General features: G+C 68.2%; 25 protein-coding genes. 11 read left to right on the forward strand and 14 right to left on the reverse strand.

Annotation, left to right across the window (positions count from 1 at the left end; translation table 11 throughout):
- Nucleotides 1-32: 32 nt before the first annotated feature.
- The 3 genes from ggt to C8D93_RS01400 form a co-directional block, all read right to left on the reverse strand.
- The gene (gene ggt, locus C8D93_RS01390; RefSeq protein WP_110263371.1) at nucleotides 33-1,766 is read right to left on the reverse strand and encodes a gamma-glutamyltransferase; all 1,734 of its coding nucleotides are present in this window, start codon (nucleotides 1,764-1,766) and stop codon (nucleotides 33-35) included.
- A 66-nt stretch (nucleotides 1,767-1,832) separates the two neighbouring features.
- Nucleotides 1,833-2,243: a DUF6691 family protein gene (locus C8D93_RS01395; protein ID WP_110263372.1), complete on the reverse strand. Its 411-nt coding sequence runs from the start codon at nucleotides 2,241-2,243 to the stop codon at nucleotides 1,833-1,835.
- A 2-nt stretch (nucleotides 2,244-2,245) separates the two neighbouring features.
- A complete protein-coding gene (locus C8D93_RS01400) occupies nucleotides 2,246-2,671 on the reverse strand; it encodes a YeeE/YedE family protein (protein ID WP_110263373.1) in 426 nt (141 codons plus the stop codon).
- 90 nt (nucleotides 2,672-2,761) lie between these two features.
- Between C8D93_RS01400 and C8D93_RS01405 the strand changes: the two genes are divergently transcribed.
- From C8D93_RS01405 to C8D93_RS21280, 6 genes are all read left to right on the forward strand, one after another.
- A complete protein-coding gene (locus tag C8D93_RS01405) occupies nucleotides 2,762-3,034 on the forward strand; it encodes a metal-sensing transcriptional repressor (protein WP_170123843.1) in 273 nt (90 codons plus the stop codon).
- Nucleotides 3,027-3,872: a sulfite exporter TauE/SafE family protein gene (locus C8D93_RS01410; RefSeq protein WP_110263375.1), complete on the forward strand. Its 846-nt coding sequence runs from the start codon at nucleotides 3,027-3,029 to the stop codon at nucleotides 3,870-3,872. The genes C8D93_RS01405 and C8D93_RS01410 overlap by 8 nt, the downstream gene beginning before the upstream one ends.
- An 18-nt stretch (nucleotides 3,873-3,890) precedes the next feature.
- Nucleotides 3,891-4,589 (forward strand): MBL fold metallo-hydrolase, encoded by a 699-nt coding sequence (locus C8D93_RS01415; protein WP_110263376.1) that lies wholly within the window; start codon nucleotides 3,891-3,893, stop codon nucleotides 4,587-4,589.
- 84 nt (nucleotides 4,590-4,673) lie between these two features.
- Nucleotides 4,674-6,059: a cytochrome ubiquinol oxidase subunit I gene (locus C8D93_RS01420; protein WP_110263377.1), complete on the forward strand. Its 1,386-nt coding sequence runs from the start codon at nucleotides 4,674-4,676 to the stop codon at nucleotides 6,057-6,059.
- On the forward strand, nucleotides 6,059-7,084 hold the full coding sequence (gene cydB / locus C8D93_RS01425) for a cytochrome d ubiquinol oxidase subunit II (protein ID WP_110263378.1): 1,026 nt from the start codon (nucleotides 6,059-6,061) through the stop codon (nucleotides 7,082-7,084). Before C8D93_RS01420 ends, cydB begins: the two co-directional genes overlap by 1 nt.
- Nucleotides 7,047-7,190: a DUF2474 family protein gene (locus tag C8D93_RS21280; protein ID WP_110263379.1), complete on the forward strand. Its 144-nt coding sequence runs from the start codon at nucleotides 7,047-7,049 to the stop codon at nucleotides 7,188-7,190. Before cydB ends, C8D93_RS21280 begins: the two co-directional genes overlap by 38 nt.
- Nucleotides 7,191-7,257: 67 nt before the next feature.
- Here C8D93_RS21280 and C8D93_RS01435 read toward each other — a convergent pair whose 3' ends face one another.
- Together C8D93_RS01435 and C8D93_RS01440 are read right to left on the reverse strand one after the other, a co-directional pair.
- Nucleotides 7,258-7,593: a hypothetical protein gene (locus C8D93_RS01435; protein ID WP_146216478.1), complete on the reverse strand. Its 336-nt coding sequence runs from the start codon at nucleotides 7,591-7,593 to the stop codon at nucleotides 7,258-7,260.
- Nucleotides 7,594-7,656: 63 nt separating this feature from the next.
- Nucleotides 7,657-9,171, reverse strand: a complete 1,515-nt coding sequence (locus C8D93_RS01440; RefSeq protein WP_110263381.1) for a protein adenylyltransferase SelO — start codon at nucleotides 9,169-9,171, stop codon at nucleotides 7,657-7,659.
- Nucleotides 9,172-9,223: 52 nt separating this feature from the next.
- On the opposite strand from C8D93_RS01440, the gene C8D93_RS01445 reads away from it, so the two are divergent.
- Nucleotides 9,224-10,459 (forward strand): C69 family dipeptidase, encoded by a 1,236-nt coding sequence (locus C8D93_RS01445; protein WP_211307141.1) that lies wholly within the window; start codon nucleotides 9,224-9,226, stop codon nucleotides 10,457-10,459.
- 81 nt (nucleotides 10,460-10,540) lie between these two features.
- Here the strand turns inward: C8D93_RS01445 and C8D93_RS01450 are convergent, their stop codons facing one another.
- Both C8D93_RS01450 and C8D93_RS01455 read right to left on the reverse strand, forming a co-directional pair.
- The gene (locus C8D93_RS01450; protein WP_110263382.1) at nucleotides 10,541-11,437 is read right to left on the reverse strand and encodes an alpha/beta hydrolase; all 897 of its coding nucleotides are present in this window, start codon (nucleotides 11,435-11,437) and stop codon (nucleotides 10,541-10,543) included.
- A gap of 98 nt (nucleotides 11,438-11,535) precedes the next feature.
- On the reverse strand, nucleotides 11,536-12,747 hold the full coding sequence (locus tag C8D93_RS01455; RefSeq protein ID WP_110263383.1) for a cytochrome P450: 1,212 nt from the start codon (nucleotides 12,745-12,747) through the stop codon (nucleotides 11,536-11,538).
- Nucleotides 12,748-12,959: 212 nt separating this feature from the next.
- Here C8D93_RS01455 and C8D93_RS01460 point away from each other — a divergent pair, with 212 nt between their 5' ends.
- The gene (locus C8D93_RS01460) at nucleotides 12,960-13,508 is read left to right on the forward strand and encodes a TetR/AcrR family transcriptional regulator (RefSeq protein WP_170123845.1); all 549 of its coding nucleotides are present in this window, start codon (nucleotides 12,960-12,962) and stop codon (nucleotides 13,506-13,508) included.
- A gap of 29 nt (nucleotides 13,509-13,537) precedes the next feature.
- On the opposite strand, the gene C8D93_RS01465 is transcribed toward C8D93_RS01460, so the two are convergent.
- The 7 genes from C8D93_RS01465 to C8D93_RS01495 form a co-directional block, all read right to left on the reverse strand.
- Entirely contained in the window at nucleotides 13,538-14,353 is an 816-nt protein-coding gene (locus C8D93_RS01465) for an SDR family oxidoreductase (protein WP_110263385.1), read from the reverse strand.
- Nucleotides 14,354-14,466: 113 nt separating this feature from the next.
- Nucleotides 14,467-14,760, reverse strand: coding sequence for a cytochrome C oxidase subunit IV family protein (locus C8D93_RS20560; protein WP_170123846.1), 294 nt, complete (start codon nucleotides 14,758-14,760; stop codon nucleotides 14,467-14,469).
- Between the two features lie 251 nt (nucleotides 14,761-15,011).
- A complete protein-coding gene (locus C8D93_RS01475; protein WP_110263387.1) occupies nucleotides 15,012-15,746 on the reverse strand; it encodes a cytochrome c oxidase subunit 3 family protein in 735 nt (244 codons plus the stop codon).
- A 19-nt stretch (nucleotides 15,747-15,765) separates the two neighbouring features.
- Entirely contained in the window at nucleotides 15,766-16,563 is a 798-nt protein-coding gene (locus C8D93_RS01480) for a hypothetical protein (RefSeq protein ID WP_110263388.1), read from the reverse strand.
- On the reverse strand, nucleotides 16,560-17,291 hold the full coding sequence (locus tag C8D93_RS01485) for a hypothetical protein (RefSeq protein ID WP_211307143.1): 732 nt from the start codon (nucleotides 17,289-17,291) through the stop codon (nucleotides 16,560-16,562). Before C8D93_RS01485 ends, C8D93_RS01480 begins: the two co-directional genes overlap by 4 nt.
- A gap of 12 nt (nucleotides 17,292-17,303) precedes the next feature.
- On the reverse strand, nucleotides 17,304-19,904 hold the full coding sequence (locus C8D93_RS01490) for a TonB-dependent receptor (protein ID WP_110263389.1): 2,601 nt from the start codon (nucleotides 19,902-19,904) through the stop codon (nucleotides 17,304-17,306).
- 119 nt (nucleotides 19,905-20,023) lie between these two features.
- The gene (locus tag C8D93_RS01495) at nucleotides 20,024-20,911 is read right to left on the reverse strand and encodes a helix-turn-helix transcriptional regulator (RefSeq protein ID WP_170123848.1); all 888 of its coding nucleotides are present in this window, start codon (nucleotides 20,909-20,911) and stop codon (nucleotides 20,024-20,026) included.
- Nucleotides 20,912-21,102: 191 nt separating this feature from the next.
- On the opposite strand from C8D93_RS01495, the gene C8D93_RS01500 reads away from it, so the two are divergent.
- The 3 genes from C8D93_RS01500 to C8D93_RS01510 all read left to right on the forward strand — a co-directional run bounded on the left by C8D93_RS01500 (nucleotide 21,103) and on the right by C8D93_RS01510 (nucleotide 26,803).
- Nucleotides 21,103-22,653, forward strand: coding sequence for an acetate--CoA ligase (locus tag C8D93_RS01500; RefSeq protein ID WP_110263391.1), 1,551 nt, complete (start codon nucleotides 21,103-21,105; stop codon nucleotides 22,651-22,653).
- A gap of 36 nt (nucleotides 22,654-22,689) precedes the next feature.
- Nucleotides 22,690-23,817, forward strand: coding sequence for an FAS1-like dehydratase domain-containing protein (locus C8D93_RS01505; RefSeq protein WP_110263392.1), 1,128 nt, complete (start codon nucleotides 22,690-22,692; stop codon nucleotides 23,815-23,817).
- Nucleotides 23,818-24,067: 250 nt separating this feature from the next.
- On the forward strand, nucleotides 24,068-26,803 hold the full coding sequence (locus C8D93_RS01510) for a TonB-dependent receptor (RefSeq protein ID WP_110263393.1): 2,736 nt from the start codon (nucleotides 24,068-24,070) through the stop codon (nucleotides 26,801-26,803).
- Nucleotides 26,804-26,851 lie beyond the last annotated feature (48 nt).

The raw sequence follows: 26,851 nt of genomic DNA on the forward strand, positions 1-26,851 counted from the left end.
GGCCAGCGCCCGGAGTTCCCGCGGCCGGAACTTCAGTAACCGGCGGCCTGACCGTCCTTGCGCGACTCGGAGGCGCCGTAATAGACGAAACCGTCGCCGCTGCGTTCGCGCATGATGGCCTGATAACCGCCGTAGCCGCCGGGGTCGTAGCCGATGCGATGGCCGCGTTTCATCAGCTCGCGGACGGTTTCGGCGGCAAATCCGGACTCGAGCTGCAGCGTGCCGCCGTCGACCATCGTCGCTGCGCCGGTCGGTTCGCTCGATCCGGTGTGGTAGATGCGCGGGGCGTCGCCGGCCTCCTGCAGGTTCATGCCGAAGTCGACGAGGTTGAGCACGATCTGCACGTGGCCCTGCGGCTGCATGTCGCCGCCCATCACGCCGAAGCTGATCCACGGCTCGCCGTCGCGCGTCACGAAGGCCGGGATGATGGTCTGGAACGGGCGCTTGCCCGGTGCGTAGACGTTGGCGTGCCCGTCCTCGAGCGCGAACAGTTCGCCGCGGTCCTGCAGGATGAAACCGAGCCCCGGCGGGCTCATGCCGCTGCCCATGCCGCGGTAGTTCGACTGGATCAGTGACACCATCATGCCGTCGCGGTCGGCAGTGGTCAGGTAGATCGTGTCGCCGTCGCGCAGTGCCGGGTTGCCGGCGTCGACGCGCCGCGCCGCGCGGCCGGTGTCGAGCAGCTTGCGGCGTTCGTCGGCGTAGTCCTTCGAGATCAGCGCGGGCACCGGCAGCTCGGCGAACGCCGGGTCGGCGTACCACTTCGCGCGATCCTCGAAGGCGAGCTTCTTGGCCTCGGTGAACAGGTGCACGTGATCGACGCTGCCGAAGCCGGCCGCCTTCAGGTCATGGGCCTCGAGCAGGTTGAGCATCTGCAACGCGGCGATGCCTTGCGTGTTGGGCGGCAGTTCCCAGACCTCGACGTCGCGGTAGCGTGTCGAAACCGGTTCCACCCACTCGCTGCGGTGCGAGGACAGGTCCTCGACGCTCAGGTAGCCGCCCTGCGCCTGCACGTAGTCGGCGATGCGTGCGGCGATCTCGCCGGTGTAGAAGGCATCGCGACCGCCCCTGGCGATGCGCTCGAGCGTGAACGCGAGATGCGGGTTCTTCCAGATCTCGCCCTTGCGCGGCGCGCGGCTGTCGATCGTGAACTGCTCGACGAAGCCGGGGAAGGGCGACAGGCGCGGCACCGACAGGTCCCAGTAGTACGCGATCAGCTCGCTCACCGGGTGGCCTTCGCGTGCGTAGCGGATCGCCGGCGCGAGGTTGTCGCGCATCTTCAGCCGGCCGAAACGGCCGTGCAGCGCGAACCACGCGTCCACCGCGCCGGGAACGCTGACCGGCAGCGGGCCATGCGGCGGGATCGAATCGCGTTGCAGGCGGGCCAGTTCGGCGCGCAGCTGCTCCAGCGTCAGCGCGCGCGGCGAGCGGCCGCTGCCGTTGAGGCCGTGGAGCTTCTTCGTCTTCGGGTCCCAGACGATCGCGAACAGGTCGCCGCCGATGCCGTTGCCGGTGGGCTCCATCAGGCCCAGCGCCGCGTTGGCGGCGATGGCTGCGTCGACGGCGCTGCCGCCGGCCTTGAGGATGTCCAGCGCTACCTGGGTCGCCAGCGGGTGGCTGGTCGCCGCCATGCCGTGACGCGCGATCACCTCGGAGCGGGTCGCGAAGTCACGGCCGGTGACGCGGTCGGCGGCCGCGGCCGGCAGCGCGGCGAGCAGGGCGCCGGCGAGGCCGGCCAGCAGGCGGCAGGACGCGGATGCGCGCATGTGCGGTTTCCGTGTGACGGGAACCGCAGACTACCAGCCTGCGTCCAGACCGGGTTCCGGCGCGGGTCAGCTCAGGCGTCGTGCGGCGATCCAGCCACCGGCGAACATTGCCGGCACGAACACGATCGCGGTCCAGTGACCGAGGCCGAAGCCGACCAGCGCCGGTCCCGGGCAATAGCCTGCCCAGCCCCAGCCCAGTCCGAACAGTGCGGCGCCCACGATCAGGCGGCGATCCACCGGCGCGGTCGGCGGCGAAGCGAAGGTTTCCGCCAGCAGCGGTCGCCGGCGGCGCCGCAGCAGCGCGAAGCCGGGCACGGTGACGGCGAGGGCGCCGCCCATGACGAAGGCCAGTGACGGGTCCCAGCCGGCGCCGATGCGCAGAAAGCCGAGGACGCGCTGCGGATCGGCCATGCCGGAGATCAGCAGGCCGGCGCCGAACAGCAGGCCCGCCAGCACTGCAGGAAGTCGTTCGCGCATGTTCAGACTCCTGCCAGGCGCTGGATCGCGCTCGCCGTGAGCATGCCCAGGGCCATGAAGGTGATCGTCGCGGCGAGCGAGCGGCGCGACAGGCGCGCCAGGCCGCAGACGCCGTGGCCGCTGGTGCAGCCGTTGCCGACGCGCGTGCCGATACCGACCAGCAGACCGGCGCCGGCCATGCTCAGGCCCAGCGCCGTCGACACCGGTGGCGGCGTTGCCGCCAGGCCCGTACTCAGCGCTGCGACCCAGGCACCGCCGATCAGTCCGCCGAGAAACCACAGGCGCCAGGCACGATCGGTCGCGCCGGTCAGCAGGCCGAAGCCGATGCCGCTGATGCCGGCGATGCGCCCGGACAGCGCATACAGCAACAGCGCGGCGGTGCCGATCATCACCCCCCCCGCCAGGGACCATGCCCACTGTTCGGTCATGTCTGGTTCACCTCGTTTCCATTCTGCCTTGAAACTATACCGGGTAGGGTATACGATGCGGGCATTCCGATGCAATCGAGGCAGCGACCGATGGCCGAATGGCATGAACGCAAGCATCGCGTGCTCACGCGTCTCAAGCGCGCCGAGGGGCAGGTCCGCGCGGTCACCGCGATGGTCGAGCGCGAGGAGGACTGCGAGCGCATCGCCCAGCAGCTCGCGGCCGTGCGCAAGGCGCTGGACCGTGCCTTCTACGACATGATGGCGTGTGCGACGCAACGCGAACTCGAAGCGGCCGGCGCCGCGGACGTCAAGGTGGTGCGCCGGCTCGATCACATGAGCGACCTGCTCGCGCGCTATGGCTGATCTGGCCGTACTGGGCGCGATCGGCATCGTCATCGGCCTGGTGCTGGGACTGACCGGTGCCGGCGGCTCGATCCTGGCCGTGCCGCTGCTGATGGCGGGCATGGGCTGGAGCCTGGTGTCGGCGGCGCCGGTGGCCTTGATCGCGGTCTTCGCTTCCGCGTCGGTGGGTGCCTGGAGTGCCTGGCGACGGGACATCGTGCGCTACCGCGCCGCGCTGCTGATGGCGACGCTGGGACTGCTGCTGGCGCCGGCCGGACTCGCCGCGGCGCGGTGGCTGCCGGTATTGCCGCTGACGCTGGCGTTCGCTGTCATTCTGGCGGTGGTTGCGCTGCGCCTGTGGCGGCAGGCGCAACGAACGCCGGCGGATACGGCGGTCGTGCGCGCGGCGCTGCCGGCCGAGCAGCGCGCACAGGGCGAGCCGCTGTGCAAGCTCAGCCCGCACAGCGGCCGCCTGATCTGGACGCGGCCGTGCATGGCGGTGATGGCGCTGTGCGGCGCCGCAACGGGCGTGCTCTCGGGTCTGTTCGGCGTCGGCGGCGGCTTCGTCATCGTGCCGGCGCTGCGCGCCGTGACCGACCTGTCGATGGCCGCCGCGGTGGCGACGTCGCTGCTGGCGATCGCCTTGATCAGCGGCGGCACATTGGCGATCGCGGTGACGCAGGGGTTCGCCGCGCCGCTGCCGCTGGCCCTGCTGTTCGCCGGCGCAGCCATCGCCGGGATGATGCTCGGCCGCACGCTCGCGCCGCGGATCGGCGGTCCGCGACTGCAGCAGGGTTTCTCGTTGCTGATGTTGCTGGCCGCACTGGGGATCGCCGTCGACGCCTGGGGATCGATCTAATCCGAACCGGAGTCTCACATGCTCTTCCGACAACTCTACGACCACGAATCCAGCACCTACACCTACCTGCTCGCCGCACGGCGCGGCGGCGAGGCCCTGTTCATCGATCCGGTGCGCGAGCAGATGGATGCCTACCTGCGGCTGATCGAGCAGCTCGGCGTGAAGCTGGTGATCGCCGTCGACACGCACACGCATGCGGATCACGTGACCGCCCTGGGCAAGCTGCGCGAGGCGACCGGCTGCGCCAGCATGATGGGCGAGCGCACGAAAGCCGAGTGCGTTTCGGCGCAGTTCCGTGACGGCGAGACACTGAAGGTCGACGGCATCGGCCTGCGCGCGCTGTACACGCCCGGACACACCGACGAGTCGTTCAGCCTGGTCATGGACGACCGCGTGTTCACCGGCGACGTCCTGCTGATCGGCGGCACCGGCCGCACCGATTTCCAGAACGGCGATGCCTACGCCTCGTACGACTCGATCTTCAACAAGCTGCTGAAGCTGCCGGACGAGACCCTCGTGTACCCGGCGCACGACTACAAGGGCTGGATGGTTTCGACGATCGGCGACGAGCGGCGGCACAACCCGCGGCTGCAGGTGGATTCGGCCGAGGCCTATGCGGCGATCATGAACAACCTCAATCTGCCGAACCCGCGGCTGATGGATATTGCGGTGCCGGCGAACCTGCGCTGCGGAGTGGTCGACGCCGCGTCTGGGTGAAATCCCCCAAGCGTTTGTGGTCCAATACGCGGCGCGGGAGGAGAACGACAAACATAACCCGCCAACGCCAACCGGGGCGTATTCATGGACGCATTGCTGCTATCGCGCATCCAGTTCGGCTTCACCGTCGGCTTCCACATCCTCTTTCCGACGCTGACCATCGGCCTCGCCTGGTTCCTGGTGTTCTTCGAGGCGCGCTGGCGTCGCACGCAGCAGGCGCACTGGCTCGAGCTGTACCGTTTCTGGGTCAAGATCTTCGCGCTGACCTTCGGCATGGGTGTGGTCTCCGGCCTGGTGCTGTCGTACCAGTTCGGCACCAACTTCTCGCGGTTCTCGGAGCTGGCCGGGCCGGTGATGGGGCCGCTGCTCTCCGTCGAGGTGCTCACCGCCTTCTTCGTCGAGGCCGGCTTTCTCGGCGTGATGCTGTTCGGCTGGGACAAGGTCGGCCCGAGGCTGCACTTCCTGGCGACGCTGCTGGTCGCGATCGGTACTACCAATTCGGCGTTCTGGATCCTGTCGGCAAACAGCTTCATGCATACGCCGCAGGGCGCCGAGTTCGTCGACGGCGTGTTGATCCCGCAGGACTGGTGGGCGATCGTCTTCAACCCCTCGTTCCCCTACCGCCTGTCGCACATGCTGCTGGCGTCCGGACTGACGACGGCGCTGGTCATCGCCGGCGGCTCGGCCTGGTGCCTGTCGCGCGGCCTGTACTGCGAGGCCAGCCGCTCGGCCCTGAAGACGGCGATCGCGGTGCTCGCGCTGGCGGCGCCGGCACAGATCGTCGTCGGCGACTTTCACGGCCTCAACGTGCGCGAGCATCAGCCGATGAAGGTGGCGGCGATGGAAGGGCTGTGGGAGACCACGCGCGGCGCACCGCTGGTGGCCTTCGCGTGGCCTGATCAGGCGGCGCAGACCAACCGGTTCGCTGTGGAGATTCCCAAGCTCGCCAGCCTGATCCTCACGCATGAACTGGATGGCGAGGTCCTTGGCCTGAGCGAGGTTCCGCTCGCGCAGCAGCCGCCGGTGCTGCCGGTGTTCTTCGGCTTCCGCCTGATGGTCGGACTCGGATTCGTCTTCGTGCTGCTCGGCGCGTCCGGTGTCTGGACCTGGCTGCGCGGGCGGCTCGACGACGCCACGCGTCTGCAGCAGGCCTTCATGCTGGCCACGCCCCTGGGTTTCGTCGCGACGCTGGCCGGCTGGATCGTCGCCGAGACCGGCCGCCAGCCGTGGCTGGTCAACGGCATGATCCGCACCGCCGACGGCGTGTCGCCGATCCCCGCCGCGAGCGTCGCCGTTTCGCTGGCGCTGTTCGTGCTCGTCTACGGGCTGCTGTTCGCGGCGTATCTGTATTTCGTCTTCAAGCTGGTCCGCAAGGGGCCGGCACTGCCCGAGACCCACCTGGAGGCGATGCGCGGTGCGCGCCCGGGCGAGCTGCTGATCGACGAAGCCGAACCGCAGGGGGCGCGCTGATGGACCTCACGCTGATTCTCGCCGGCATCATCGTCTTCGGCGTCGGGGCCTACGTCATTCTCGACGGCTTCGATCTGGGTGTCGGCATCCTGTTCCCGCTGATCCCCGACGATGCTATGCGCGACACCGCGATCAACAGCATCGCACCGGTCTGGGACGGCAACGAGACCTGGCTGATCCTCGGCGGTGCGGTGCTGTTCGCGGCCTTCCCGGTGGTCTACGCGGTCGCGCTGTCGGCGTTCTACATCCCGATCATGCTGCTGCTGTTCGCGCTGATCTTCCGCGGCGTGGCCTTCGAGTTCCGCTTCAAGGCCACGCGCAGCAAGAACTGGTGGTCGCGCGCCTTCACCGGCGGCTCCACGCTCGCGGCATTCGCGCAGGGTCTGTTGCTCGGCGGCATCCTCGAAGGCGTGACCACCGGTCCGGGGCCGCAAGGGTCGGGTATCGCGCTCGAGTTCGCCGGCGCCAGTTTCGACTGGCTGACGCCGTTCTCGGTGATCACCGGCCTCGGCGTCGTCGGCGGCTACGCGCTGCTCGGGGCCACCTGGCTCAACATGAAGACCGAGGACGGACTGCGCGACTGGTCGCGCGCCGCGGCGCGCAAGGCGCTGTACGTGTCGCTGCTGGCGCTGGCCGTCGTGAGCCTGTACACGCCGCTGAAGTTCGACTACATCGCCGAACGCTGGTTTGCCGACATGCACTGGCTGAGCCTGTCGCCGGTGCCGCTGGCGACTGCGGTGGTCGCGTTCTCGTTGTACCGCGAGCTCAAGGCCGGATCGCACTATCCGCCGTTCTTCTACGCGATCGCGCTGTTCCTGTTCGGATACCTGGGCATCGGCATCAGCCTGTGGCCGCACATCCTGCCGCCGGCGCTGACCGTGCACAACGCGGCGGCGCCGGAGCAGAGCCAGGTCTTCGTGCTGGTGGCGCTGTCGATCACCTTGCCGATGGTGCTGATCTACACCGTCTACGCGTACTGGGTGTTCCGTGGAAAAGTCGAGGCCGGCGCCGGCTACACGCACTGAGCCGTCGAGCGGCTGGCGGCGGCTGGCGTGGTTCGTCGGCCTGTGGGCGGCCGGCGTCGCCGTCTTCGGCCTGGTGACCTACGGGCTGCGGGCACTCATCCCCTGACCGTTGTCGAACCCGTACGGGCGTCCATCGATTGCCGGAGGGCGTCGCTACAGGTTCGGCAGCCTGGCTACGGTTGCTTGTCGTCCAGCCGCGCCTTGATCGGGTTGACGACTTCCAGGCTGCGCACCGGCTCGGGCTTCTCCTCCGGCGGGCCGTAGATCGACAGCCGCACGAGACCGCGCCAGAAGCGTGACAGTCCGTCCGCCTCGTCGTCCTCGTCCTCGCATTCGCCGATGCAGGGCAGGCGTTCCCGGTGCACGCCGATGACGTCGAGCGGGTCGCGCTCGGCCTCGACGATGATCGGTTCCAGCTCGGTCTGCTCCGGCGCTTCCTGCGCCGGCTGCGCGTGCGCGCCGACCGTCAACAGCAGCCACAGACACGCGGAACAACGCAAACGGCGCATGAACGACTCCGGCGGGCGCGTGCTGTCCACGCTACGCGCCGGTCGCCGGCCCCGCAAGCGCCTTCAGGACGAGCAGCTCACGGCGATGTGCCGGGCATCCGGAGGCGGCACGGCGGCGTGCGCAGCCTGCGCCGGTTCTTCGTACGGCCGGCGCAGCGATGCCAGCAGGCGCTCGAGTTCGACCGTGCTGCCCTGCGCGCAGTCGTCGATCACGCGCTGGGCCAGGTGATTGCGCAGCACGACCAGCGGGTTGACCCGGTTCATGCGCGCCGCGCGTCCGGCATCGTCCTCGGACTGCGCGCGCAGCCGCGCGCGGTAGTCGGCGAGCCAGCCGCCCAGCGCGTCATGGTCGAGCACCTGGTCGCCCAGCGCCGCCGGGATCGCCGCATCGTCGGCGCGAACGGCGGCCAGACCGCGGAAACTCAAGGTGAAGTCGCTGCGGCCGCGGTGCAGCAGCGTCAGGAAGCGGTTCATCAGGTCCTCGTCGCCATCGTGCGCATCGAGCAGGCCGAACTTCGCGCGCCAGCGCCCCGTCATCGCGCGCGAATAGGTTTCCGGATAACGGTCGACGATCGACTGGCCGAGCTCCGCCGCCGCTTCCGGCGTCTCGCCGAGCAGCGGTACGCAGGCCTGCACCAGCCGCGAGCAGTTCCAGTGGCCGATGCGCGGCTGGTTGTCGTAGGCGTAGCGCCCGCCTTCGTCGGAATGGTTGCAGATGTGATGGCCGTCGAAGCCGTCGATGAAGCCGTAGGGTCCGAAGTCGAGCGTCACGCCGACGGCCGACATGTTGTCGGTGTTCATCACGCCGTGGCAGAAGCCCACGGCCTGCCAGGCGGCGATCAGCTCGGCGGTGAGGTCGGTGATCCGTTCGAGCCAGCGCAGGTGGCGGTCGGGCCTGCCGGACAGATCGGCGAAGTGTTCGTCGATGACGTGGTCGGCGAGCGGCGCCAGCCGCTCGAACTGTCCGCGCGAGTAGAACACCTCGAAGCTGCCGAAGCGCACATGGCTGGGCGCCACCCGGCAGATCACGGCGGCCGTCTCCATGGTCTCGCGCCGGACCGGATCGTCGGCGGCGATCAGGCACAGGGCGCGCGTCGTCGGGATGCCGAGATGATGCAGCGCCTCGCCGGCCAGATACTCGCGCACCGAGGAGCGCAGCACCGCGCGGCCGTCGGCGAAACGCGAGTAGGGCGTCTGGCCCGCGCCCTTGAGCTGCAGGTCCCAGGATGCGCCCCGAGCGTTGCGGACCTGGCCGAGCAGGATCGCGCGGCCGTCGCCGAGCTGTGGCACCCAGACGCCGAACTGGTGCCCGGCGTACAGCATCGCCAGCGGGTCGCCGCCGGGCAGCGGCGCGTTGCCGGCGAACACCTGGGTGAACGACGGCTCGCCCACGGCGGCGGGATCGAGGTCGAGCAGGGCGGCGACCTCGGCATTGGCGTGCAGCAGGCGCGGATTCGTCAGCGGTGTCGGTGTCACGCGCGAGAAGTAGGCCTCGCCCAGGCGCGCAAAGCGGTTGTCGAGCCGCAGGGCGTCGAGACGGCGGAGCGGGGAGGCAATGCGGTCTGGGGTTTCGGACATGAAGCCTTCGGTTCGGGACGAGGCGGGGGGAACTGTGGCTACACTGGGCCGCATGTGCGACACACAGGTCCTGATCGCGGACGGCGCCGTCTGGTTCGCCAAGAACTCGGACCGCGAGCCGTCCGAACCGCAATCCGTCGTGCGCCACGCCGCCGTCAGCGGCGACACCGCCGCGCGACTCCGGGTCTCGCACATCGAGATCGACCAGGTGCCGCAGCGCCACGCCGTCATCCTCTCACAGCCGGCGTGGTGCTGGGGCGCGGAGATGGGCCTCAACGCCGCCGGTGTCGCGATCGGCAACGAGGCCATCTTCTCGAAGTGCGCGACGATGGAGCCGGGCCTGCTCGGCATGGACCTCGTGCGGCTGGGTCTCGAGCGCGCCGCGACGGCGGCGCAGGCCGTGGACGTCATGACCGCGCTGCTGGCACGCCACGGGCAGGGCGGGCCGGCCGGCTACAAGGATCGCGGCTTTCACTACGACAACAGCTTCATCGTCGCGGATACGCGCGAGGCCTGGGTGCTCGAAACCGCCGGGCGCGAATGGGCGGCGCGGCGCGTCGACGGCCGCGGTGCGATCTCCAATGCCCTGACGATCCGTCGCGACTACGACCGCGCTTCCGACGCGGTCGCGTCGACGGGGATCGACTTCGCCCGCACCTACGACACGCGGCTCATGCCGCTGTTCGCACGCTCGCAGGCGCGCCGCGATGCCGGCTTGCGCGGGCTCGACCGGTCCGGTCTGCCGGCGTTCTCGCGCATGGCCGCGCAACTGCGTTCGCACGCCAGGAACAACGAGGCGCCGGTCGACGGCAGCAATGCCGATATCTGCATGCACGCCGCCGGCTTCATCCGGCGCCACCAGACCACCGGCTCGATGATCGCGCGGCTCGCGCCCGACGGGGCGGATGCGCTGTTCACCGGAACGTCCGCACCGTGCCTGTCGATCTTCCGCCCGGTTCGGTTCGACGGCGACTGGAGCGTGCTGACGTCGGAAGCCGAGCGCGTCGAAGCGCCGCTGTGGCGCCGCCACGAGTGGCTGCATCGCTGGGCCCTGGCCGATGCCGGGCTGCGCGAGCGCCTGCGCAGCACGCGCGAGGTGATCGAGCCGCAGATCTTCGCGCTCGTGACCCTGGGCGACGCGGACGGCGCCCAGCGCGCGGATCGTCTCGCGGCCTCGTGGCACAAGGTCCTGTGGGAATCGCTCGCGAGCCTCGAGCCGCCGAAGCTGAGCCGCCACTGGCGGCACCTGGCTGAACAAGACGGTATCGGTCCCGGGCTGTCCATATGAGCCTGTCTCGAAGGCGAGTCTGTCGTCTGGTATTCGAGGCAGGATGGCAGGATCGTCTGGGAAGTCGCCTTCGCGTGCAGGCTAGTGAAATCCCTCCAGGGCGCCCGCCAGGATTTCGCACTGGCGATCGAAGAACCGGCGCGACACGCCGGCCTTGGGGGCCACGGCGTCAAAGCCATGGAACGCGCCGGGAACCACGTCCAGCGTGCACGACACGCCTGCGGACTGCAGGCGCCGGGCGTACTCCACGCCCTCGTCATGCAGCGGGTCCAGCGTGCCGACACCGATCCAGGCGGGCGGCAGACCCGACAGGTCGGTCCGTCTGGCCGGCACCGCGCGCGCCGGATCGGCGTTGCGCAGGTAGGCATCCCAGCCCAGGCGGTTGGTGCGCTCGGTCCACATCCGGTGCAACGGGTTGGTGATGCCGGGACGATCGGGCGAGCGATCGTCGATCATCGGGTAGACCAGGAGCTGGAACAGTGGCGCGATCCGCCCGCGTTCGCGCGCCAGCAGCGCGAGCGCTGCGGCCAGTCCGCCGCCGGCGCTGGCGCCGGCAACGACGATCCGTTCCGCGTCGATCCCGTCGAGCCGGCCCAGCCATTCCAGCGCGGCGTAACAGTCCTCGAGTGCCGCGGGGTACGGATGCTGCGGCGCGAGGCGGTATTCCACCGCGGCAACGGGAATGCCCAGGCGCTCGGCGAACCGGCTGCACGAGGCATCGTCCTGTGTCGCGGAGCCCATCACATAGCCGCCGCCATGAATCCACAACATTGCGGCACCGCATCCGCGCGGTGCGGATGGCCGGTGAATGCGCGCGCCGACGCCGCCCGGAATGGCGACGAGCGACACGCCGGGCCTGCGCCGGCGGGACATGCGCCGCGACAGCCATTGCATCAACGGCAGCGTGCTGCGCGTGAAGGCATTGCGTGGCAGGAAGCGGGCAATGCGGCGAAGATCGGGGTGGTAGTCCTGCTGCATGGCGTCGAAGCGGACGGTTCAGTTGTGCGGTGGCGAGAGGTCCGACGTGAGGTGCGCTGCGGCAGCGCTGCCGGCGAGCCTCGCCGCGTGCGCCGCGCTCATGCGGGCGTCACGCGGATCGTCAGGTGTTCGTGCCGTCTCACCTGGAGGCTCTTCACCCACGCGGGCGGTCGCGACGCGTCGAGTGCGATATCGCGGGTGCGCGCCAGCAGCGCGCGGAGCACGATCGCGCCTTCGAGGCGTGCCAGCGGGGCGCCGACGCAGGTGTGGATGCCGCGCCCGAAGGTCATGTGCTTGCGCGGACGGTCGAGGTCGATCTCGTCGGCCCGGTCGAATACCTCGGGGTCGCGATTGCCCGCGCTCCAGAACATCAGCACGGTTGCACGTCGCGGGATGTCGACGTCGCCCAGACGGGTGTCCTTCGGGACCGAGCGCAGGTGATAGCGGAACGGCGACTCGAGCCGCAGCACCTCCTCCAGGAACGCGGGGATGCGTTCGGGTTGTGCGCGCAGCATGGCCTGCAGCTCCGGGTCCTCGGCCAGACGGCGCACCGCATTGCCCAGCAGGCTCGTCGTCGATTCGCCGCCGGCCGCGAGCAGGATGTGCAGGATCGCGCGGCCTTCCATCGTGCGCAGCGTGCCGTCGTCGACGCTGCGCCGGATCGCCGAGAGGATGTCGCTTCCGTCGCGGGAGGCTGCCCGCAGCTGGCCGCCGATCCAGCGCTGGATCATCGCGGAACGCACCAGGCAGAACAGGAGCTGGAACAGGTTCATCGTGCCGTCGACCACGGCGGTCGAATCGAAGGCCGCCCGCAGCAACCTGTCGATGTCGCTGCCCTTGAAACCCACCAGTCGGCTGACGACCGTCATCGGCAGCGGATTGGCGACGAGGTGCATGAAATCGCCCGACCGGGCTGCGAGCAACCGCCCGATGCAGGCATCGGTCACCTGCTCGATGTCCGGAGCCATCGCGGACATCTTGCGGGCGACCAGTTCGGGAAAGACGGCGTTCCGATGGAGCGCATGCGCCGGCGGATCGGCTGTCGCCAGCGCCTGGACCGGGAGGCTGTCGCGCGTCAGGCGCGCCGGGGTTCCGTTCCAGCTGCGATAGAGCACGCCGGTGAGATGGGAAGAGAAATCCTCGACGCGGCGGGCGGCTTCCTCGAGCAGGGCGTGGCGCGTCACGACGACGATCTTCGTACCCGGCACCTGCCATACCGGGGCGGTCTGACGCAGCTCCCGATAGAACGGGTACGGGTCGTCCAGGGTTTGCGGATCGATCAGTCGTCGTGCGGATGCGGAATCGCGCATGGTGTCTCCGGACGGCGGAAGCCGGGGCAGGATCGTAACTGGCATATATGCTAGTAACGACGTCGGCGTACTGTCAATGGTGACAGTTACATCGGATGGCGGGGCCGTGTGCGGACATTTGGCGTGCGCTCATGAGGCATCATCCGGCCCACACATTGGCGGGAGTGTCCTGTATGGCGGAGACGCGGCGGCCGGCCGAGGAAAGCCGGTCCATGCTCATCGAGGCGGCGGTCGAGATCATCAGGACCGAGGGTTACGCCGCGCTGTCGGCCCGCCGACTCGCCGAGAAGGTCGGGCTGAAACGGCAGATCGTCCATTACTACTTCCGCACGATCGACGAACTGCTGCTGGCCACGGTGCGTCACTACGGCGATCGCGGACTTGCCGTCCTGTCCGAGACGATGCGCGACGATCCGCTGCGCGCGATCTGGGAGGTGCAGGCGGATGCGAGCGCGACGACGTTTGCATTCATGGCCATGGCCACGCACCGCCCCGCGGTGAAGAAGGAGGTGCTGCGGTACATGGACAAGTTCCGCAGGCTGCAGACCACGGCGATCACCGACTACTACGCATCGCGCGGCGTCCGGACGTCGGTTCCACCGGTGGCCATGGCCATCATTCTGCAGAGCGTCTCCCAGGCGCTCTCGGCCGAGGCGTCACTCGGTTGCACGCGCGGGCACGCGGAAACCCGGGCGCTGGTCGGCAAGCTGCTCGACGCCCTGGCGGCGGGCGCAAGCCCCGGCGCGCTCGTGAAGGAGTGACTGGCCTGCGGCCGGGGAACCCCGCGGACTCAGCCGCGTCGCCCGGCGATCACACCGCCGTCGCAGAGGATGTCGGTCCCGGTCAGATAGCCCGCCTTGCTGCTCGCACAGAAGGCGAGCACCTCGGCGATCTCCGCGGGCGTGCCGAAGCGCTTGAGCGCGGCGGTGCGCAGCATCTCGGCCGAACCGCTCTTTTCCTCCAGCCGCCCCATCTCGGTGTCGAAGCTGCCGGGCGACACCGACAGCACGCGGGCGCCCTTCTCGCCGAAGCGTGCCGCACTGTGCCGGCTCAGCCAGATCACGAAATGCTTGCTGATGCCGTAGGCCATGCCGCGGCGATAGAGCGCCTTGGGCATCAGGTTCGCGCGCCGCACGGCGCGACGCAGGAAGGTGTCGGCGTCGCTCAGCGCGAGCGGGTAGGCGCGGGTCGGACACAGCAGCGACGGCATCATGTGCGCCGCCATCGACGCGACGTTGACCAGCGCGAAGCCTTCGCGCGCATGGCCGAGGCAGGCCTCCACGATGTTCACCGTGCCCAGCGCGTTGACCTTCATGATCGTCTCCGGCTCCGCCATCTGCGGGCTCAGGCCGGCGGTGTGGACGACGGAGGCGAGGGTGCCCGACTGCGCGGCGCGCTGCACCAGGGCGTCCACGGCGCTGCGATCGGTGATGTCGCAGACCGACGCGTCGCAGTCGATGCCCTGCGCGCGCAGCTCGGCAAGCGCGGCGTCCAGCCGCTCTTGGCGCACGTCGCAGATCAGCACGCGATGGTCGCGCCCCAGGACGCGTGCCGTCGCCAGGCCCATGCCGCCGGCGCCGCCGGTGATGACGGTGACGTTCTTCATCGTTCGAAAGCGCATGCCGTGATGTCCGCCGGCAGGCTATCGAAGCGACTGCCGGTCCGCCGGTTTGTGCGCGCCGGACTGCGCCGGCAATCAATCGTGGCTGCCGGTCCGGCCTATCCGGCCGCGTGCAGGCCCCAGGCGTGCAGTCCGAGCAGCAGCGTCATCAGCAGCACCAGAAGCGCGTCGGCGAAGCGCCGAAGTGTTGCCGGAGCGTGCCGCAGTTCCATGAACTCCCAGACGATCACCCGCACCTTGATCGCGGCGATCAGCAGCACCGACACGGTGATCGCCACGCTCGGCGAGAACGCCTCGCCACCGTCGCGCGTGCCCAGCCACCACGACAGCAGGGTCACGCCGGTGAGCAGGGCGAACACCAGTCTCAAGCGCGCGTCCGTCGATGCACTCACGGTGAGCCCGCATTTCCCACAGGGTCGCCTTCGATCCCGCTGTATCTGGAGGTATTCGTTGATTCGTTCACGGCGTGAGTCCCGAGCAGGGTGTGTGATGGATCGAAGGCTGATCGGCGCTGACCTGTCTGCGGTGTCATCGACTTGGGCTTCACTCAACCGATGGGACAACCATCGGCTTCGCTCCAGCCCGGCGCCGCTGACATCCTCGACATACGGTCATCGCTCGATCCCCCTGTGAGAAATGCGGGCTACCTCATCACATAGAGCAGGGCGAAGATGATCACCCAGAGAAAATCGACCATGTGCCAGTAGATGCCGCAGGCCTCGATGGCGGGCATCGACCGCCGTGCAGGGCTGTGCATCTGGTGGATCGCCACCGCGAGAAAGCCGAAGCCCATCAGCACGTGGACGACGTGGATGCCGGTGAGAAAGTAGTAGAAGGTGAAGAAGCCGTTGGTTGTCAGCGTGTAGCCGTCGCCGATCTTGGACGACCACTCGACGAGCTTGGACGCGATGAACAGGCCGCCGAAGGCCATCGTCGCCCACACCTGTCGCTGGGCGGCAGCGTGGCGGCCTTCGCGCGCGGCCTGCACGGCGCCGGCCATCAGCCACGAGCTGACCAGCAGGATCACCGTGTTGGCGGCGCCGAAGTGCTGGCTGAGCTGCTGCTGGGATTCCAGATAGAGCGCGGGCTCCCAGACGCGGTGGAGCATGTAGGCGACGAAGTAGCTGCTGAAGATCACGACTTCGATCGCGACGAAGATCCAGATGTCGATGCGACCGGGGATGGCGTTGCTTGGGAGCGAACCGCTTGCCTTCGCCTCTCCCGCTTGCGGGAGAGGCTGCCGCGAGGCGGCTGGAGAGGGCGCGGCGTCAGCCGCGTGCAGCAGCGTACCGGCTTCGGCGTCGCTGCGCGCCGCCGCCCTCTCCCCGGCCCACTCCCGCAAGCGGGAGAGGGGGACGTCATTCGAAGTCACGTGCATCGTTTTCACGAAGGGCGGATCAGAAGCGCAGCGACGCCGTCGTGGCGAGCTGCGGGGTTTCGGGCAGCGGACCCTCGCGCAGATCGTCGCGGACGGTCATGCGCCGCAGCAGCGCGATGAACACGGCCGTGTAGACCGCGAACACCAGCGTGTCGATCCAGAAGGTGATGACGCCATTCCACGCGAACGGGCCGGCCTTGAAGATCCATGCCGGCGCGACGACAACCTCGGTCAGCAGGTTGCAGATGTTCAGATAGCCGAACCACAGCGGGAACACGCGGTTCTTGTCGAGCAGGATCGCGACCATCCACACGGCGGTGCCGACGAGGAACAGGCCCATCGTGCCGACGAAGGTCATGAACGCGGCGTCGTAGAGCCAGCTGATGATCTGCGGATCGCGGTCTGGTCGCAGCGCGCCCGCACACAGCAGCAGGGCGGCGAGCAGCATGCCGGGGAAGGCACTGACCGAGTAGATCGCGATGTAGCTGTAGGCGAACACCGGACTGACCGACATGCGCCGCATCGAGTAGCCGATCAGCGCATTGCAGGCCGGCGCCATGAACGAGATCAGGAAGATGATGCCGAAGCCCCAGACCAGGCCGTCATGCGTGTCGGCGAACCACTGCGCGACGCGCTCGGGTTCCCACCACGGCTTGGGCGGCGGCATCACGCGCGTCATCAGCACGAAGACGATGCCGAAGATCTGGTAGAAGACGACCATCGTCCACCACGCGAGCCACAGCTCCAGCTTGGGGTTCTGGCGCCACTGCTCGCGCAGGCGCGCGGCGAGGCCACCGTCGCGCGGCGCGCGGCTCATGCCGCGGCCTCCATGGCGGAGCGCTCGCGCAGCACGTTGCGGCCAAGCACGAGCGTCATCACCACCAGCCACAGCCCGATCGCGGCGTTGCGCAGCCAGAAGCTGAGCGCGCCGTCCCAGGCCAGCGGCCCTTCGAGCGTCGTCACCGAGAAGGCGGCGGGCGCGATGGCGACGGCGACGGCAAGATTGAAGTGCGCGACCCAGCGCGGGAACACCGGCTGCGGCTGGCGGTCGAGGAAGATCGCGAGCGCAAGGAACACGCACTGGCCGATGAGGAAGCACACCGGGCTGGTGAACGTGATCCAGGCGAGGTCGTGGAACAGCAGGGTCAGTTGCGGATCGCGCTCCGGGCGGAAGGCCGCGAGCAGCCAGAACAGGTCGGCGACGAAGAACAGCACCGGCCCGGCGGTCGCGCAGCCCAGGTAGCAGTAGGCGAGAATCGGCGTGCGATGCGCCATGCGGCGGATCTGCATGACGAGCAGTGTCAGCAGCACGATGACGCCGATGCCGAACCAGTTGAACACGATCAGGCTGTAGCGGATCAGCGGCTGGTTGGCCGGATCGCGATAGAACGCCGCGACCTCGTCAGCGCTCATCGTCGGCGGCAGCGGCGGGAAGAAGCCGGGGAAGAACAGGAACACCAGCACCCAGCTCAGGATGAGCGCCGGCAGGGACCAGAACAGGGCGCGTTCGCCGTCGAGACTACGCATGTCGGTGTGTCGTTCCATCGGATCGCTCGCTCATTCCCAGTCGTAGCTGAGGTTCAGCCCGACGATGCGCGGCTCGGACCACATCGAAGCCTTGAAGTACGTCAGGTTCCACTGGTTGCTGTTGGAGATGCGCCAGACGCGGTTCTGCAGGTTGGTGCCGAACAGCTGCATGCTCAGCCGCGATCCCATGATCCGGCTCCAGGTGAGGCTGGCGTTGAGCAGGCCGAACGACGGCAGCCACGCACCGGGCTCCGCGTCCGGAGGCGGGGAGGCGCTGTACTGCGTGTCGGTCCAGGTGTAGGTCAGCGCGGCCTCGAGATATCCGCGGGACGGGTCGATCGGCAGGAAGGAGCGGCCGGAGACGCTGAACTGGTGCTCCGGTGTGGTCTGGAAGGGGCTGCAGGTGAAGTCGACCACGTTCCCGGACTCGATCTCCTCGCCGGTGCAGTCGAGCTGCGGCGTGGCGCCGGTGTAGTCCAGCTTGAAGTCCCGGTACTCGGCGCGGGTATAGCCGTAGGTGCCGGTCAGTGAGGTGCCCTGCCAGGGTTCGATCGTCAGGTCGAGTTCGAGACCGGAGACCCAGGCCGAACCGACGTTGAAGATCGACTGCCCCAGCTCCGGCACCGGATTGACCGAGTTGGGCGGCACGTAGGCGTCGATGCCGGCCTTCTGCAGGTCGGTGTAGTCGGTGTAGTAGAGGGCGGTGTTCAGACGCACCGGCACGCCGAGGACGTCGAAGTCGGATTTCTGGCCCACCTCGTAGTTGAGGACGAACTCGGGCGCGTAGGTGTAGCGCTCGGGCACGACGGAGATCGGTGCGATGCCGCCGGTCTTGTAGCCGCGGCTGACCTTGCCGTAGAGCAGCGTGTGGCTGGCGTCGGTGTCGAGCTTGTAGTCGAGCCCCGCGGTCCAGGTCCACTCGGCACTGGACACTTCCGCCTGGAAGCTCTTGTCCACCAGCGGAAGCAGCCCCAGCGCGAGCTGGGTGATCGAGGCGTTCCCCGAGGTCCTGTCGCGCGTGTGGCGCGCGCCGAGGGTCAGACTCAGCCCCGACAGCGAAGCGAACACATCGCCGAGGTCGTAGGTGCCCTGGGCGAAGCCGGCGAGAGAGCGCTTCTGCTGGTCGTACCGTTGATCGACGTCGACGAACAGCAGCGACTTGGCGACGATCCGGCCGATCGCTTCGGTGTCCTCGTAGAAGCCGCCGACGATGTACGAGAGCGCACCGCCCATCGCGCTTCCCTGGAACTGCAACTCCTCGGTGAACGTGCGGATATCCGCCTCGTACATGTCGTCCGGGTTGATGAACTCGTTGATCTCGGCGCGCGAGCCGTCGAGGTCCCAGCGGTAGGAATGCCTCATCGTCGAGAAGCTGGCGATGTTGACCACGGACAGCGAGTCGCCGAGCGAGATCCGCAACTTGTCGACCACCGCACCGGTCTTGAGGATGTCGTTGGGGTCGCCGCTGATCTGCACGCTGCGGATTCCGCGCGCCGCCTGCTCGTCGGCGATGTCCTGACCGCAGTTGGTCGACGGTCCGAAGAAGTTCAGCGCCAGGCAGCCGAGATTGGCCGTCTGGGCGAGGTCGATGCCCGGGATGATCTGGGTGAGATTGCCGATGCCGATCGCACCGGGGATGGCGCGATTCAGACCTTCGCGGTTGATCTCCTCGAACACCATCGCGGTGCCGTTATCATGGCTGTCGGCGTAGTACGCCAGCAGATAGTTCTCGACGAGATCGGAAGGTTGCCAGAGCAGGCCCAGCCGGCCCATCCAGTAGTCCTTGCTGTCGTAATCCTTGCCGGTGACCACGTCCCGGGTGAAGCCGTCGCGCTGATAGACCTGGCTGCCGACCCGCGCGAGCAGGCGTTCGCTGATCAGCGGTGCGTTGAGTACCGCTTCGTAGCTTCGGCCGTTGAGGTTGCCGGCGCCGTCCAGCGCCACCATGCCGCCACGCAGGGCGCCGGACCATCCTTCCTCGGGCCTGCGCGGTTCGAGCAGCAGCGCGCCGCCGGTGGTGTTGCGGCCGAACAGGGTGCCTTGCGAGCCCTTGAGGATCTGGACGTTGGACAGGTCGAAAAACTTGCCCGGGCCGCCCTGGTAGTTGGCGACGGGGTCGGAGGGCAGGGGCACCTCGCCCATGTAGATCACCACGCCGGGACTCGAGCCGAAGGTCGCACCCTGGCCGCGGATCGTCGGTGTCTCGGTGTTGCGCATCTGGCTGTTGCTGTTGACCACCAGCGACGGCACGCGTCCCTGCAGGTCCTGCGCGCTGTTGATCTGTTCGCGCCGCAGGTCGTCGGCGGACATGGCGGAGATCGCCACCGGGACGTCCTGGATGTTTTCCTCTGCGCGCCGCGCGGTGACGACGATTTCCTCGATCTGCCGGCGCGCGGGCGCGGCTTCCAGCGTGTCGGGCGCAATCTCCGCCTCGGCGACCGGCACGACCGGATAGTCCGTCGATGGCGGCGTCGACGGTCGGGCCAGGGCGTCGGTCAGCAGCGCGTCGAGTCCGTCGTCTTCGGGAGCGGCGGCATCCTGCGCCGGCGCCGTCCCGTGCGCGCCGAGCAGCAGGGCGAGCAGCCCCGCGATGTAGCGCCCCGTACCGGCGCGAGCCCTGCCTGTCCTCATGCGCTTCCCCTGCACCGTCCCGCACCGTGGCCGCGGCCCGGTGTCTCGTCGGCGAGGAAATTAGGAGCCCGCGCGCACCACCGTCTAGGCTGCGGCGAGGACAGCGCGTTCGTTTTCGGTCATGCGGCGCTAGCGGCCCAGGGGCGATGCAGGGAGTGGCGGTACTGTCCCGGACTGATGCCGGTGACACGCCGGAACGCCGCGCAGAAGTTGGAGGTGCTGGCAAAGCCGAGCCGGCTGGCGATCTCGGCGATGTTCTCGTCCGTGCCGAGCAGGCGCTTGGCGTGCAGCGCCTGTCGCTCGGCCACATAGCGACCCACCGAGCAGCCGCGCACGGTGCGAAAGGCGCGGGCGAGCTGGCGCACCGACAGGTCGCAGAGCGCGGCCAGCTCGCTCAGGGACGGCGCCTCGCGGACCTCGAACAGGCGCTCCTCGATGCGCCGCAGCTGCCAGGGCGCGAGGCCGGCGCTGGTCGGTCGTTCGCGCAGCGCATGGCCGTAGCGCAGCAGGTCGATCGTCAGCTGGGTCGCGACGGACTCGACGAGCGTGCGGCTCGCGAATCCGGGGTGACGCAGTTCGTCGGCCAGACGCATCAGCAGGTAACGGACGTGGCTGTCGCGGATATCCAGCGACAGCAGCAGGTGCTGCTCGAGAAACGGCGGCACGCGGTCGAACAGCGCCAGCGTCGGCGCCAGCGGCAGGTGGCACAGCACCGAGGTCAGCGGCTGGTCCTCGTCGCTGCGGACGTGAACGTCGATGGTGGGTGGCAGCGCAAAGACGTCGCCGATGTTCTCGAAGCGATCCGATGACCAGAAGTCGCTGAAGCAGGCACGCGCGCTGCGATGGCGGGTGCCCAGACAGAGTTCGACGCGGATGCTGTCTTCCAGGTGCATCCGGCTCTCGGGCGGTTCGCCGAAGCGATAGCGCACGAGCTGGACGCAGGCATTCGCCGTATCGATCTGCGCATCGATGTCCATGGCGGCGCTCGCGCGCCGGATCGTCGTCATCGTGGCCATCCCGGTCAGGTGGACGTGCTCGGAAACGATTATGCGCCGTGCGTCGCCGACGCCGTGTTCGTTTCGGGTGTTGCAAATATAAAACGATACTTGCACATTGACAACAGCCGGGTGGTCCGGTCAAATGCCGGCCATCCCGCGCCCCGCCTCGTGCGAGTGGCCGCGCCCGGACAAGGACACGCATGACCCCGCTGACCGACTACACGAGCTACGCCGACGCCCAGCGCCACTACTCGATGGAGGCGGTCTGGGCGCTGTTTGACGGGGACAGGCAGTCGTTCAACATCGCCCACGAGTGCGTGGATCGTCATGCCACCGATCCGCAGCGCATCGCCGCGCGCGTGGCGCATGCCGACGGTCGCGACGAGATCATCCGCTTCGCCGAGCTGTCGGCCTGGTCGAGCCGTTTCGCCCACTGGCTGGTCGCGCAGGGCGTGAAGCCGGGCGACCGCGTGGCCTTCATGCTCGATCCGTCGCTGGCGTTCTACACGGCGATGTTCGGCGCGATGAAGATGGGCGCGATCAGCGTGCCGCTGTTCACGCTGTTCGGGCCGGAGGGCCTGCAACTGCGCGTGGCGGACTGCAATCCGGTCATTCTCGTGACCAACACCGAGAAGGCCGAGATGGCCAAGGGCTCGGCGGATACGCGCGTGGTGGTGGCCGACGACGCGCTGTTCGATGCGCTCAAGGCGTATCCGGACACGTTCGAGACGAACACCAAGGCCGACGACCTGGCCGCCTTCCAGTACACCTCGGGCACCACGCGCGAGCTGCCGGCGGCGGTCAAGCACACGCATCGCGCGATCGTCGTGTTGGCGCTCGCCGCGCTGTACGGCACCGGCGTGCGCCCGGGCGACGACTTCTTCTGCCCGTCGTCGCCGGCCTGGGGGCACGGCATGTGGCATGGCACGCTGGCGCCGCTGTCGCTGGGCGTGACCACCGGCACCATGGCCGGCAAGTTCTCGGCGCTGCGCCTGTTGCAGGCGCTGCAGGACTATGGCATCACCAACCTGTCGGCCGCGGCGACGCACTACCGCATGATGAAGGCGACCGGCGAGGCCGAGCGCTTCACGTTCCGTATCCAGAAGCTGTCGTACACCGGCGAGCCGATCGACCCGGCGACGCTGGAGTACACCGAGAAGCTCTTCGGCCAATCGGTCTGCAGCATGTACGGCACGACCGAGATCGGCGTGGTGCTGGTGAACTATCCGGGCGCGCCCGACTTCACGGTCAAGCCGGGCTCGCTCGGCAAGGCGATTCCGGGCCAGACCGTCGAGGTCCATGACGCCAGCGGCAAGCCCTGCGCACCGCGCCAGGTCGGCGAACTCAAGCTGCTGCGCCGCGGCGAGTGGGTACCGACCAAGGATCTCGGCTGGGTCGACGAGGACGGTCACTTCTACCACGGTGGCCGCGCCGACGACGTGATCATCTCCGCCGGCTGGACGATGAGCGCCGTCGAGATCGAGAACGTGCTGCTCAAGCACCCGGACGTGCGCGAGGCCGCCGTCATCGGCGTCAAGGATCAGCTGCGCGGCCAGGTCGTGAAGGCCTTCGTCGTCAGCCCGCGGCCGGCCAACGATGCCTTCGTCAAGGAGCTGCAGGACTTCACCCGCGAGCGCCTGAGCCAGCACGAATACCCGCGCGTGATCGCGCTGGTCGACGAACTTCCCAAGACCCCGGCCGGCAAGGTCAATCGCAAGGTCCTGCGCGACCGCGAAGCCGCTGCAGCCTGACACCCCCGAAACCCACAGATTTCACAGGAGACGCACATGGCAGACGACGCCGGCATGTTCCCCAAGATCACCGAGAAGGGCCTCGAAGAGCTGCGCAAGCGCATCGGCGTCGCCATCACCGACACGGTCGAGCCGTGGAACTACGAGGCGACCCGCGACGCGATCCGTCACTACGCCCACGGCATCGGCGACGACAACCCGCTGTGGTGCGATCCGGACTATGCCGAGAAGTCGCGCTTCGGCACCATCACCGCGCTGCCGAGCTTCCTGTTCACGACCAGCCGCATCGTCTCCGGCTATGTCGGCGGCCTGTCCGGCGTGCATGCGATGTGGGCCGGCGCCAACTGGCAGTGGCACCAGCCGGTGCTGCGCAACGACACGATCCACACCGAAGCCAAGCTCAAGGACCTGATCGAGCACCAGACCCGCTTCGCCGGCCGCTCGTTCCAGCAGATCTACAACGTCAGGTTCTACAACCAGAAGGGTGACTTCGTCGCCGAAGCGGACTCGTGGTGCTTCCGCACCGACCGCGACGTGGCGCGCGAGCAGGGCACCAAGTACACCGAGGTCAAGGCCCGCGCGCCGCACAAGTACACGGACGAGGAGCTGAACAAGGTCTGGGAGCTGTACGCCAAGGAAGAAGTGCGCGGCGCCAACACCCGCTACTGGAAGGACGTGAACGTCGGCGACAAGCTGCCGACGATGGTCAAGGGGCCGATGACGGTCACCGGTTTCATCTGCTATGCGCAGGGCTGGGGCGGCCTGTACATCCGCGCCAACAAGCTCGCCTGGCAGCAGCATCACAAGCACCCGGGCCTGGGCATCAAGAACCGCTTCGGCATTCCGGACTGCCCGGAGCGCGTGCACTGGGAAGAGGAGTTTGCGCACAAGGTCGGTACGCCGGGCGCCTACGACTACGGCCCGGAGCGTTGCTCGTGGCTGACGCATCATCTGACCAACTGGCAGGGCGACGCCGGCTTCCTGCGCAGCAGCCACTGCCAGATCCGTCGCCACAATCCGGAAGGCGACATCGTCACCATCGACGGTGAAGTCGTGCGCAAGTTCGAGGAGGGCGGCCGCAAGCTGGTCGAGATCAAGCAGATCGCGACGACGCAGACCGGCGAGACCTCGGCCTTCGGTGGCGGCGTCGTCGAGCTGCCCTGATGCCCTGCGTTCGTCGGTGATCGATTGCCGACGACCGTAGTCAATATTGCCTTCAAGAGCAGTCGTTTTTTGCGTGGGTTGTTGTCCTACAGTCAGGGCGTAGAGGCCTGTCTACGCTGCGATTTCGATGCCCGGTAACTCGCCGTGAGACGAGAGGCACTGCCTGACCGGTTGCATCGTCGTCCCACCTGAAATGGGCGCCGGCGGCGGTCGTGGACCGTCGCCGGCCGGCCGAGGAGCAACGACCCGAATGAAGACGATGGCAAGGGCGGCCACGCTGGCCGCCGCAGTGCACGCCGTGTTTCCGCTGGCCGCCGTGGCCCAGGGCACAGACGAGCTGGATTTTCTGCTCGAGGATGCGGCGCCTGCGCAATCCGCACCGTCTCCCACGCCGGCCCCGACACCGGCGCCGGCTGGACCGGACGCAGCGGACGCCAGCGCGGCGCCGTCCGCGCCGACGTCATCCGATCCTGCGCCGCAGACGGCCGATGCCGAGCCGCCGCTGGACGTCATCCCGCTGCCGCGCGACGAGCCCGAGCCGGTGGCCGCGGCGCCGCGAGCACGTGCGATCGAGGAGATCATCGTCACCGCCCAGCGTCGCGAAGAAAGCGCGCAGGACGTGCCGATCTCGATCACGGTCTTCGACGGCAAGCAGCTGGGCAACGCCAACATCACCAATTCCGCCGATCTGGCGCTGTACACGCCGTCGCTGTCGGCGAACACGCGCTTCGGCGCCGACAACGCGACGTTCTCGATCCGCGGCTTCACTCAGGAGCTGCGCACGACGGCGTCGGTGGCCACGTACATGGCGGAGGTCGTCGCCCCGCGCGGCCAGAGCTCGCAGACCTCGGGCGACGGCGCCGGTCCGGGCGCGATGTTCGATCTCGCCAACGTCCAGGTCCTGAAAGGACCGCAGGGCACGCTGTTCGGGCGCAACACCACGGGTGGCGCGGTGCTGCTTGTGCCGAACCGTCCGACCGACGAGTTCAGCGGCTATCTGGAATTGTCGGGCGGCGAGTGGAGCGCGCAGCGCGCGCAGGGCGTGGTCAACGTGCCGTTTTCCGAGGGTTTCCGCACGCGCCTGGCGGTGGACCTGAACCAGCGCGACGGCCACCTGGACAACATCACCGGGATCGGCACGGACGCGATGGGCAGCGTCGACTACCTGTCGGCGCGCTTCAGCACGGTCTGGGATATCGGCGACAACGCCGAGAACTACACGATCCTGTCGTACATCGACTCCGAGAGCACCGGCTACAGCTCGCAACTGTATGCCTGCAACGGCAACTATCTTCAGGGCGGGTTCTTCCTGGTGTTCGCCGGTGCACTGCACGTGCCGGCCTGCCAGGACCAGCTCCGGCGTCAGGCCGCGGCCGGGCAGGACGATTTCTACGACGTCGTCAGCACGATCGCCTCGCCGATGACGGACATCGAGGAAAAGCGCCTGATCAACACGCTGACCTGGCATCTGAGCGAGACGGTGACGCTCAAGAACATCCTCGCCTACGCACACCTGCACACCGAGAACGGTTCGGACATCTTCGGCACGCAGTTCCGCTACGCCACGCCGCTGCTCGCACTGCCGGCGGCGCTGCAGCCGGTGCTCGGCCTGCTGGGTCTGGGCGGCGGCGGACTGCCGCTGGACCCGAATCCCAACCGCGAGTTCAAGACCGGCGTCTCGGTGCCCAATCCGGACATCCCGGTGACCAGCCAGGAAACCTACGTCGCGGAACTGCAGTTGCAGGGCGAGGCCGGGGACGGCAGGTTCATCTGGCAGGGCGGCCTGTACTACGAGAACAGCGTTCCGGACGGCTTCTCCGGCAATAACTCCGCCGGCCTGGTGTCCTGCGAGCTGTCGACGCTCGAAGGCGATCCGTCCGGCTTCAACTGCTACGACCCGCTCGGCGGCGCCGTCGGCGGCGTGCTGGTGCAGGAGTACAAGACCGAGTATCTGAACCAGGCGGTCTATGCCCAGGGCACCTGGAACATCTCCGACCAGTTCAGCACGACGCTGGGCCTGCGCTACACCTGGGACGAGTCCGAGGGCTACGGCATCAAGACGTCCTATCGCTGGCTGCTGGCGGTGCCGCTGGGATCGGCGCAGGAGATCACCACGCCACGCGTGAAGAGCGAGGCCCCGACCGGCGTCATCGAGTTCGACTACAAGCCCTTCGACGGCATGATGGCCTACGCCAAGTACATCCGCGGCTATCGTCAGGGCAACGTGATCCTTGCGGCCGACCCCGGCGCGGATACCTTCGAGCCGGAGAAGGTGGACACCTACGAGATCGGCCTGAAGACGCTGTTCGGCGGCCCGGTGCCCGGCCAGCTCAATCTGGCCGCGTTTTACAACGACTTCACCGACCAGCAGTTGCAGCTGGGCTACATCTCGCGCTCGGCGCTCCAGACCACGACGATCGTCAACGCCGGCAAGTCGCGGATCGCCGGCATCGAAGGCGACGTCGCCTTCAGCCTGACCGAAAACCTGACCCTGGCGCTGGCGTTCTCGCTGCTCGAAACCGAGCTGCTGGAACAGGAAGACCAGACGGCACGGGTCAGCGAGGCCGGCGGTGCGATCGCCGGCTTCTCGGTGACGCCGATCGCCGACGTCGGCGACGAACTGCCGTACGCACCGGATCAGACCTACATCGTCTCGCTGAACTGGCGGCTGCCGGTGAGCGTGAACCTGGGCGAGATGGATCTGGGCCTGACCTATTCGGCGATCGGTGAGCAGCGTTCGGCCGCAACCAGCTCGGGGCCATTCGGCATGCTGGATGCGTTCCAGACCCTGAACGTGAACTTCGGCTGGGGACGCATCTTCGGCAGTGCGATGGATCTGGTCGTCTTCGGCACCAACGTGCTCGACGAGGAATACGTGACCTACACCAGCGGCACCTACAACCTGCTCGGCTTCGAGTCGCGCATGCTCGGCACGCCGCGCATGGTCGGCGCGCGGCTGCGTTACAACTTCGGCAACGCCGACTGATCCCGGCGACGCGGCGCCCCGCGGGTGCCGGAAGGCTGCTGTTCTGCA

Origin of the sequence: Sinimarinibacterium flocculans (genome assembly GCF_003201205.1) — a bacterium.
Lineage (GTDB): Bacteria > Pseudomonadota > Gammaproteobacteria > Nevskiales > Nevskiaceae > Solimonas > Solimonas flocculans.

What these genes read in the sequence shown, in the direction of transcription:
- ggt (WP_110263371.1), bottom strand. Translation starts at nt 1,766, where the DNA reads ATGCGCGCATCCGCGTCCTGCCGCCTGCTGGCCGGCCTCGCCGGCGCC.
- C8D93_RS01395 (WP_110263372.1), bottom strand. Translation starts at nt 2,243, where the DNA reads ATGCGCGAACGACTTCCTGCAGTGCTGGCGGGCCTGCTGTTCGGCGCC.
- C8D93_RS01400 (WP_110263373.1), bottom strand. Translation starts at nt 2,671, where the DNA reads ATGACCGAACAGTGGGCATGGTCCCTGGCGGGGGGGGTGATGATCGGC.
- C8D93_RS01405 (WP_170123843.1), top strand. Translation starts at nt 2,762, where the DNA reads ATGGCCGAATGGCATGAACGCAAGCATCGCGTGCTCACGCGTCTCAAG.
- C8D93_RS01410 (WP_110263375.1), top strand. Translation starts at nt 3,027, where the DNA reads ATGGCTGATCTGGCCGTACTGGGCGCGATCGGCATCGTCATCGGCCTG.
- C8D93_RS01415 (WP_110263376.1), top strand. Translation starts at nt 3,891, where the DNA reads ATGCTCTTCCGACAACTCTACGACCACGAATCCAGCACCTACACCTAC.
- C8D93_RS01420 (WP_110263377.1), top strand. Translation starts at nt 4,674, where the DNA reads ATGGACGCATTGCTGCTATCGCGCATCCAGTTCGGCTTCACCGTCGGC.
- cydB (WP_110263378.1), top strand. Translation starts at nt 6,059, where the DNA reads ATGGACCTCACGCTGATTCTCGCCGGCATCATCGTCTTCGGCGTCGGG.
- C8D93_RS01435 (WP_146216478.1), bottom strand. Translation starts at nt 7,593, where the DNA reads ATGCGCCGTTTGCGTTGTTCCGCGTGTCTGTGGCTGCTGTTGACGGTC.
- C8D93_RS01440 (WP_110263381.1), bottom strand. Translation starts at nt 9,171, where the DNA reads ATGTCCGAAACCCCAGACCGCATTGCCTCCCCGCTCCGCCGTCTCGAC.
- C8D93_RS01445 (WP_211307141.1), top strand. Translation starts at nt 9,224, where the DNA reads ATGTGCGACACACAGGTCCTGATCGCGGACGGCGCCGTCTGGTTCGCC.
- C8D93_RS01450 (WP_110263382.1), bottom strand. Translation starts at nt 11,437, where the DNA reads ATGCAGCAGGACTACCACCCCGATCTTCGCCGCATTGCCCGCTTCCTG.
- C8D93_RS01455 (WP_110263383.1), bottom strand. Translation starts at nt 12,747, where the DNA reads ATGCGCGATTCCGCATCCGCACGACGACTGATCGATCCGCAAACCCTG.
- C8D93_RS01460 (WP_170123845.1), top strand. Translation starts at nt 12,960, where the DNA reads ATGCTCATCGAGGCGGCGGTCGAGATCATCAGGACCGAGGGTTACGCC.
- C8D93_RS01465 (WP_110263385.1), bottom strand. Translation starts at nt 14,353, where the DNA reads ATGAAGAACGTCACCGTCATCACCGGCGGCGCCGGCGGCATGGGCCTG.
- C8D93_RS01475 (WP_110263387.1), bottom strand. Translation starts at nt 15,746, where the DNA reads ATGCACGTGACTTCGAATGACGTCCCCCTCTCCCGCTTGCGGGAGTGG.
- C8D93_RS01480 (WP_110263388.1), bottom strand. Translation starts at nt 16,563, where the DNA reads ATGAGCCGCGCGCCGCGCGACGGTGGCCTCGCCGCGCGCCTGCGCGAG.
- C8D93_RS01485 (WP_211307143.1), bottom strand. Translation starts at nt 17,291, where the DNA reads ATGGAACGACACACCGACATGCGTAGTCTCGACGGCGAACGCGCCCTG.
- C8D93_RS01490 (WP_110263389.1), bottom strand. Translation starts at nt 19,904, where the DNA reads ATGAGGACAGGCAGGGCTCGCGCCGGTACGGGGCGCTACATCGCGGGG.
- C8D93_RS01495 (WP_170123848.1), bottom strand. Translation starts at nt 20,911, where the DNA reads ATGACGACGATCCGGCGCGCGAGCGCCGCCATGGACATCGATGCGCAG.
- C8D93_RS01500 (WP_110263391.1), top strand. Translation starts at nt 21,103, where the DNA reads ATGACCCCGCTGACCGACTACACGAGCTACGCCGACGCCCAGCGCCAC.
- C8D93_RS01505 (WP_110263392.1), top strand. Translation starts at nt 22,690, where the DNA reads ATGGCAGACGACGCCGGCATGTTCCCCAAGATCACCGAGAAGGGCCTC.
- C8D93_RS01510 (WP_110263393.1), top strand. Translation starts at nt 24,068, where the DNA reads ATGAAGACGATGGCAAGGGCGGCCACGCTGGCCGCCGCAGTGCACGCC.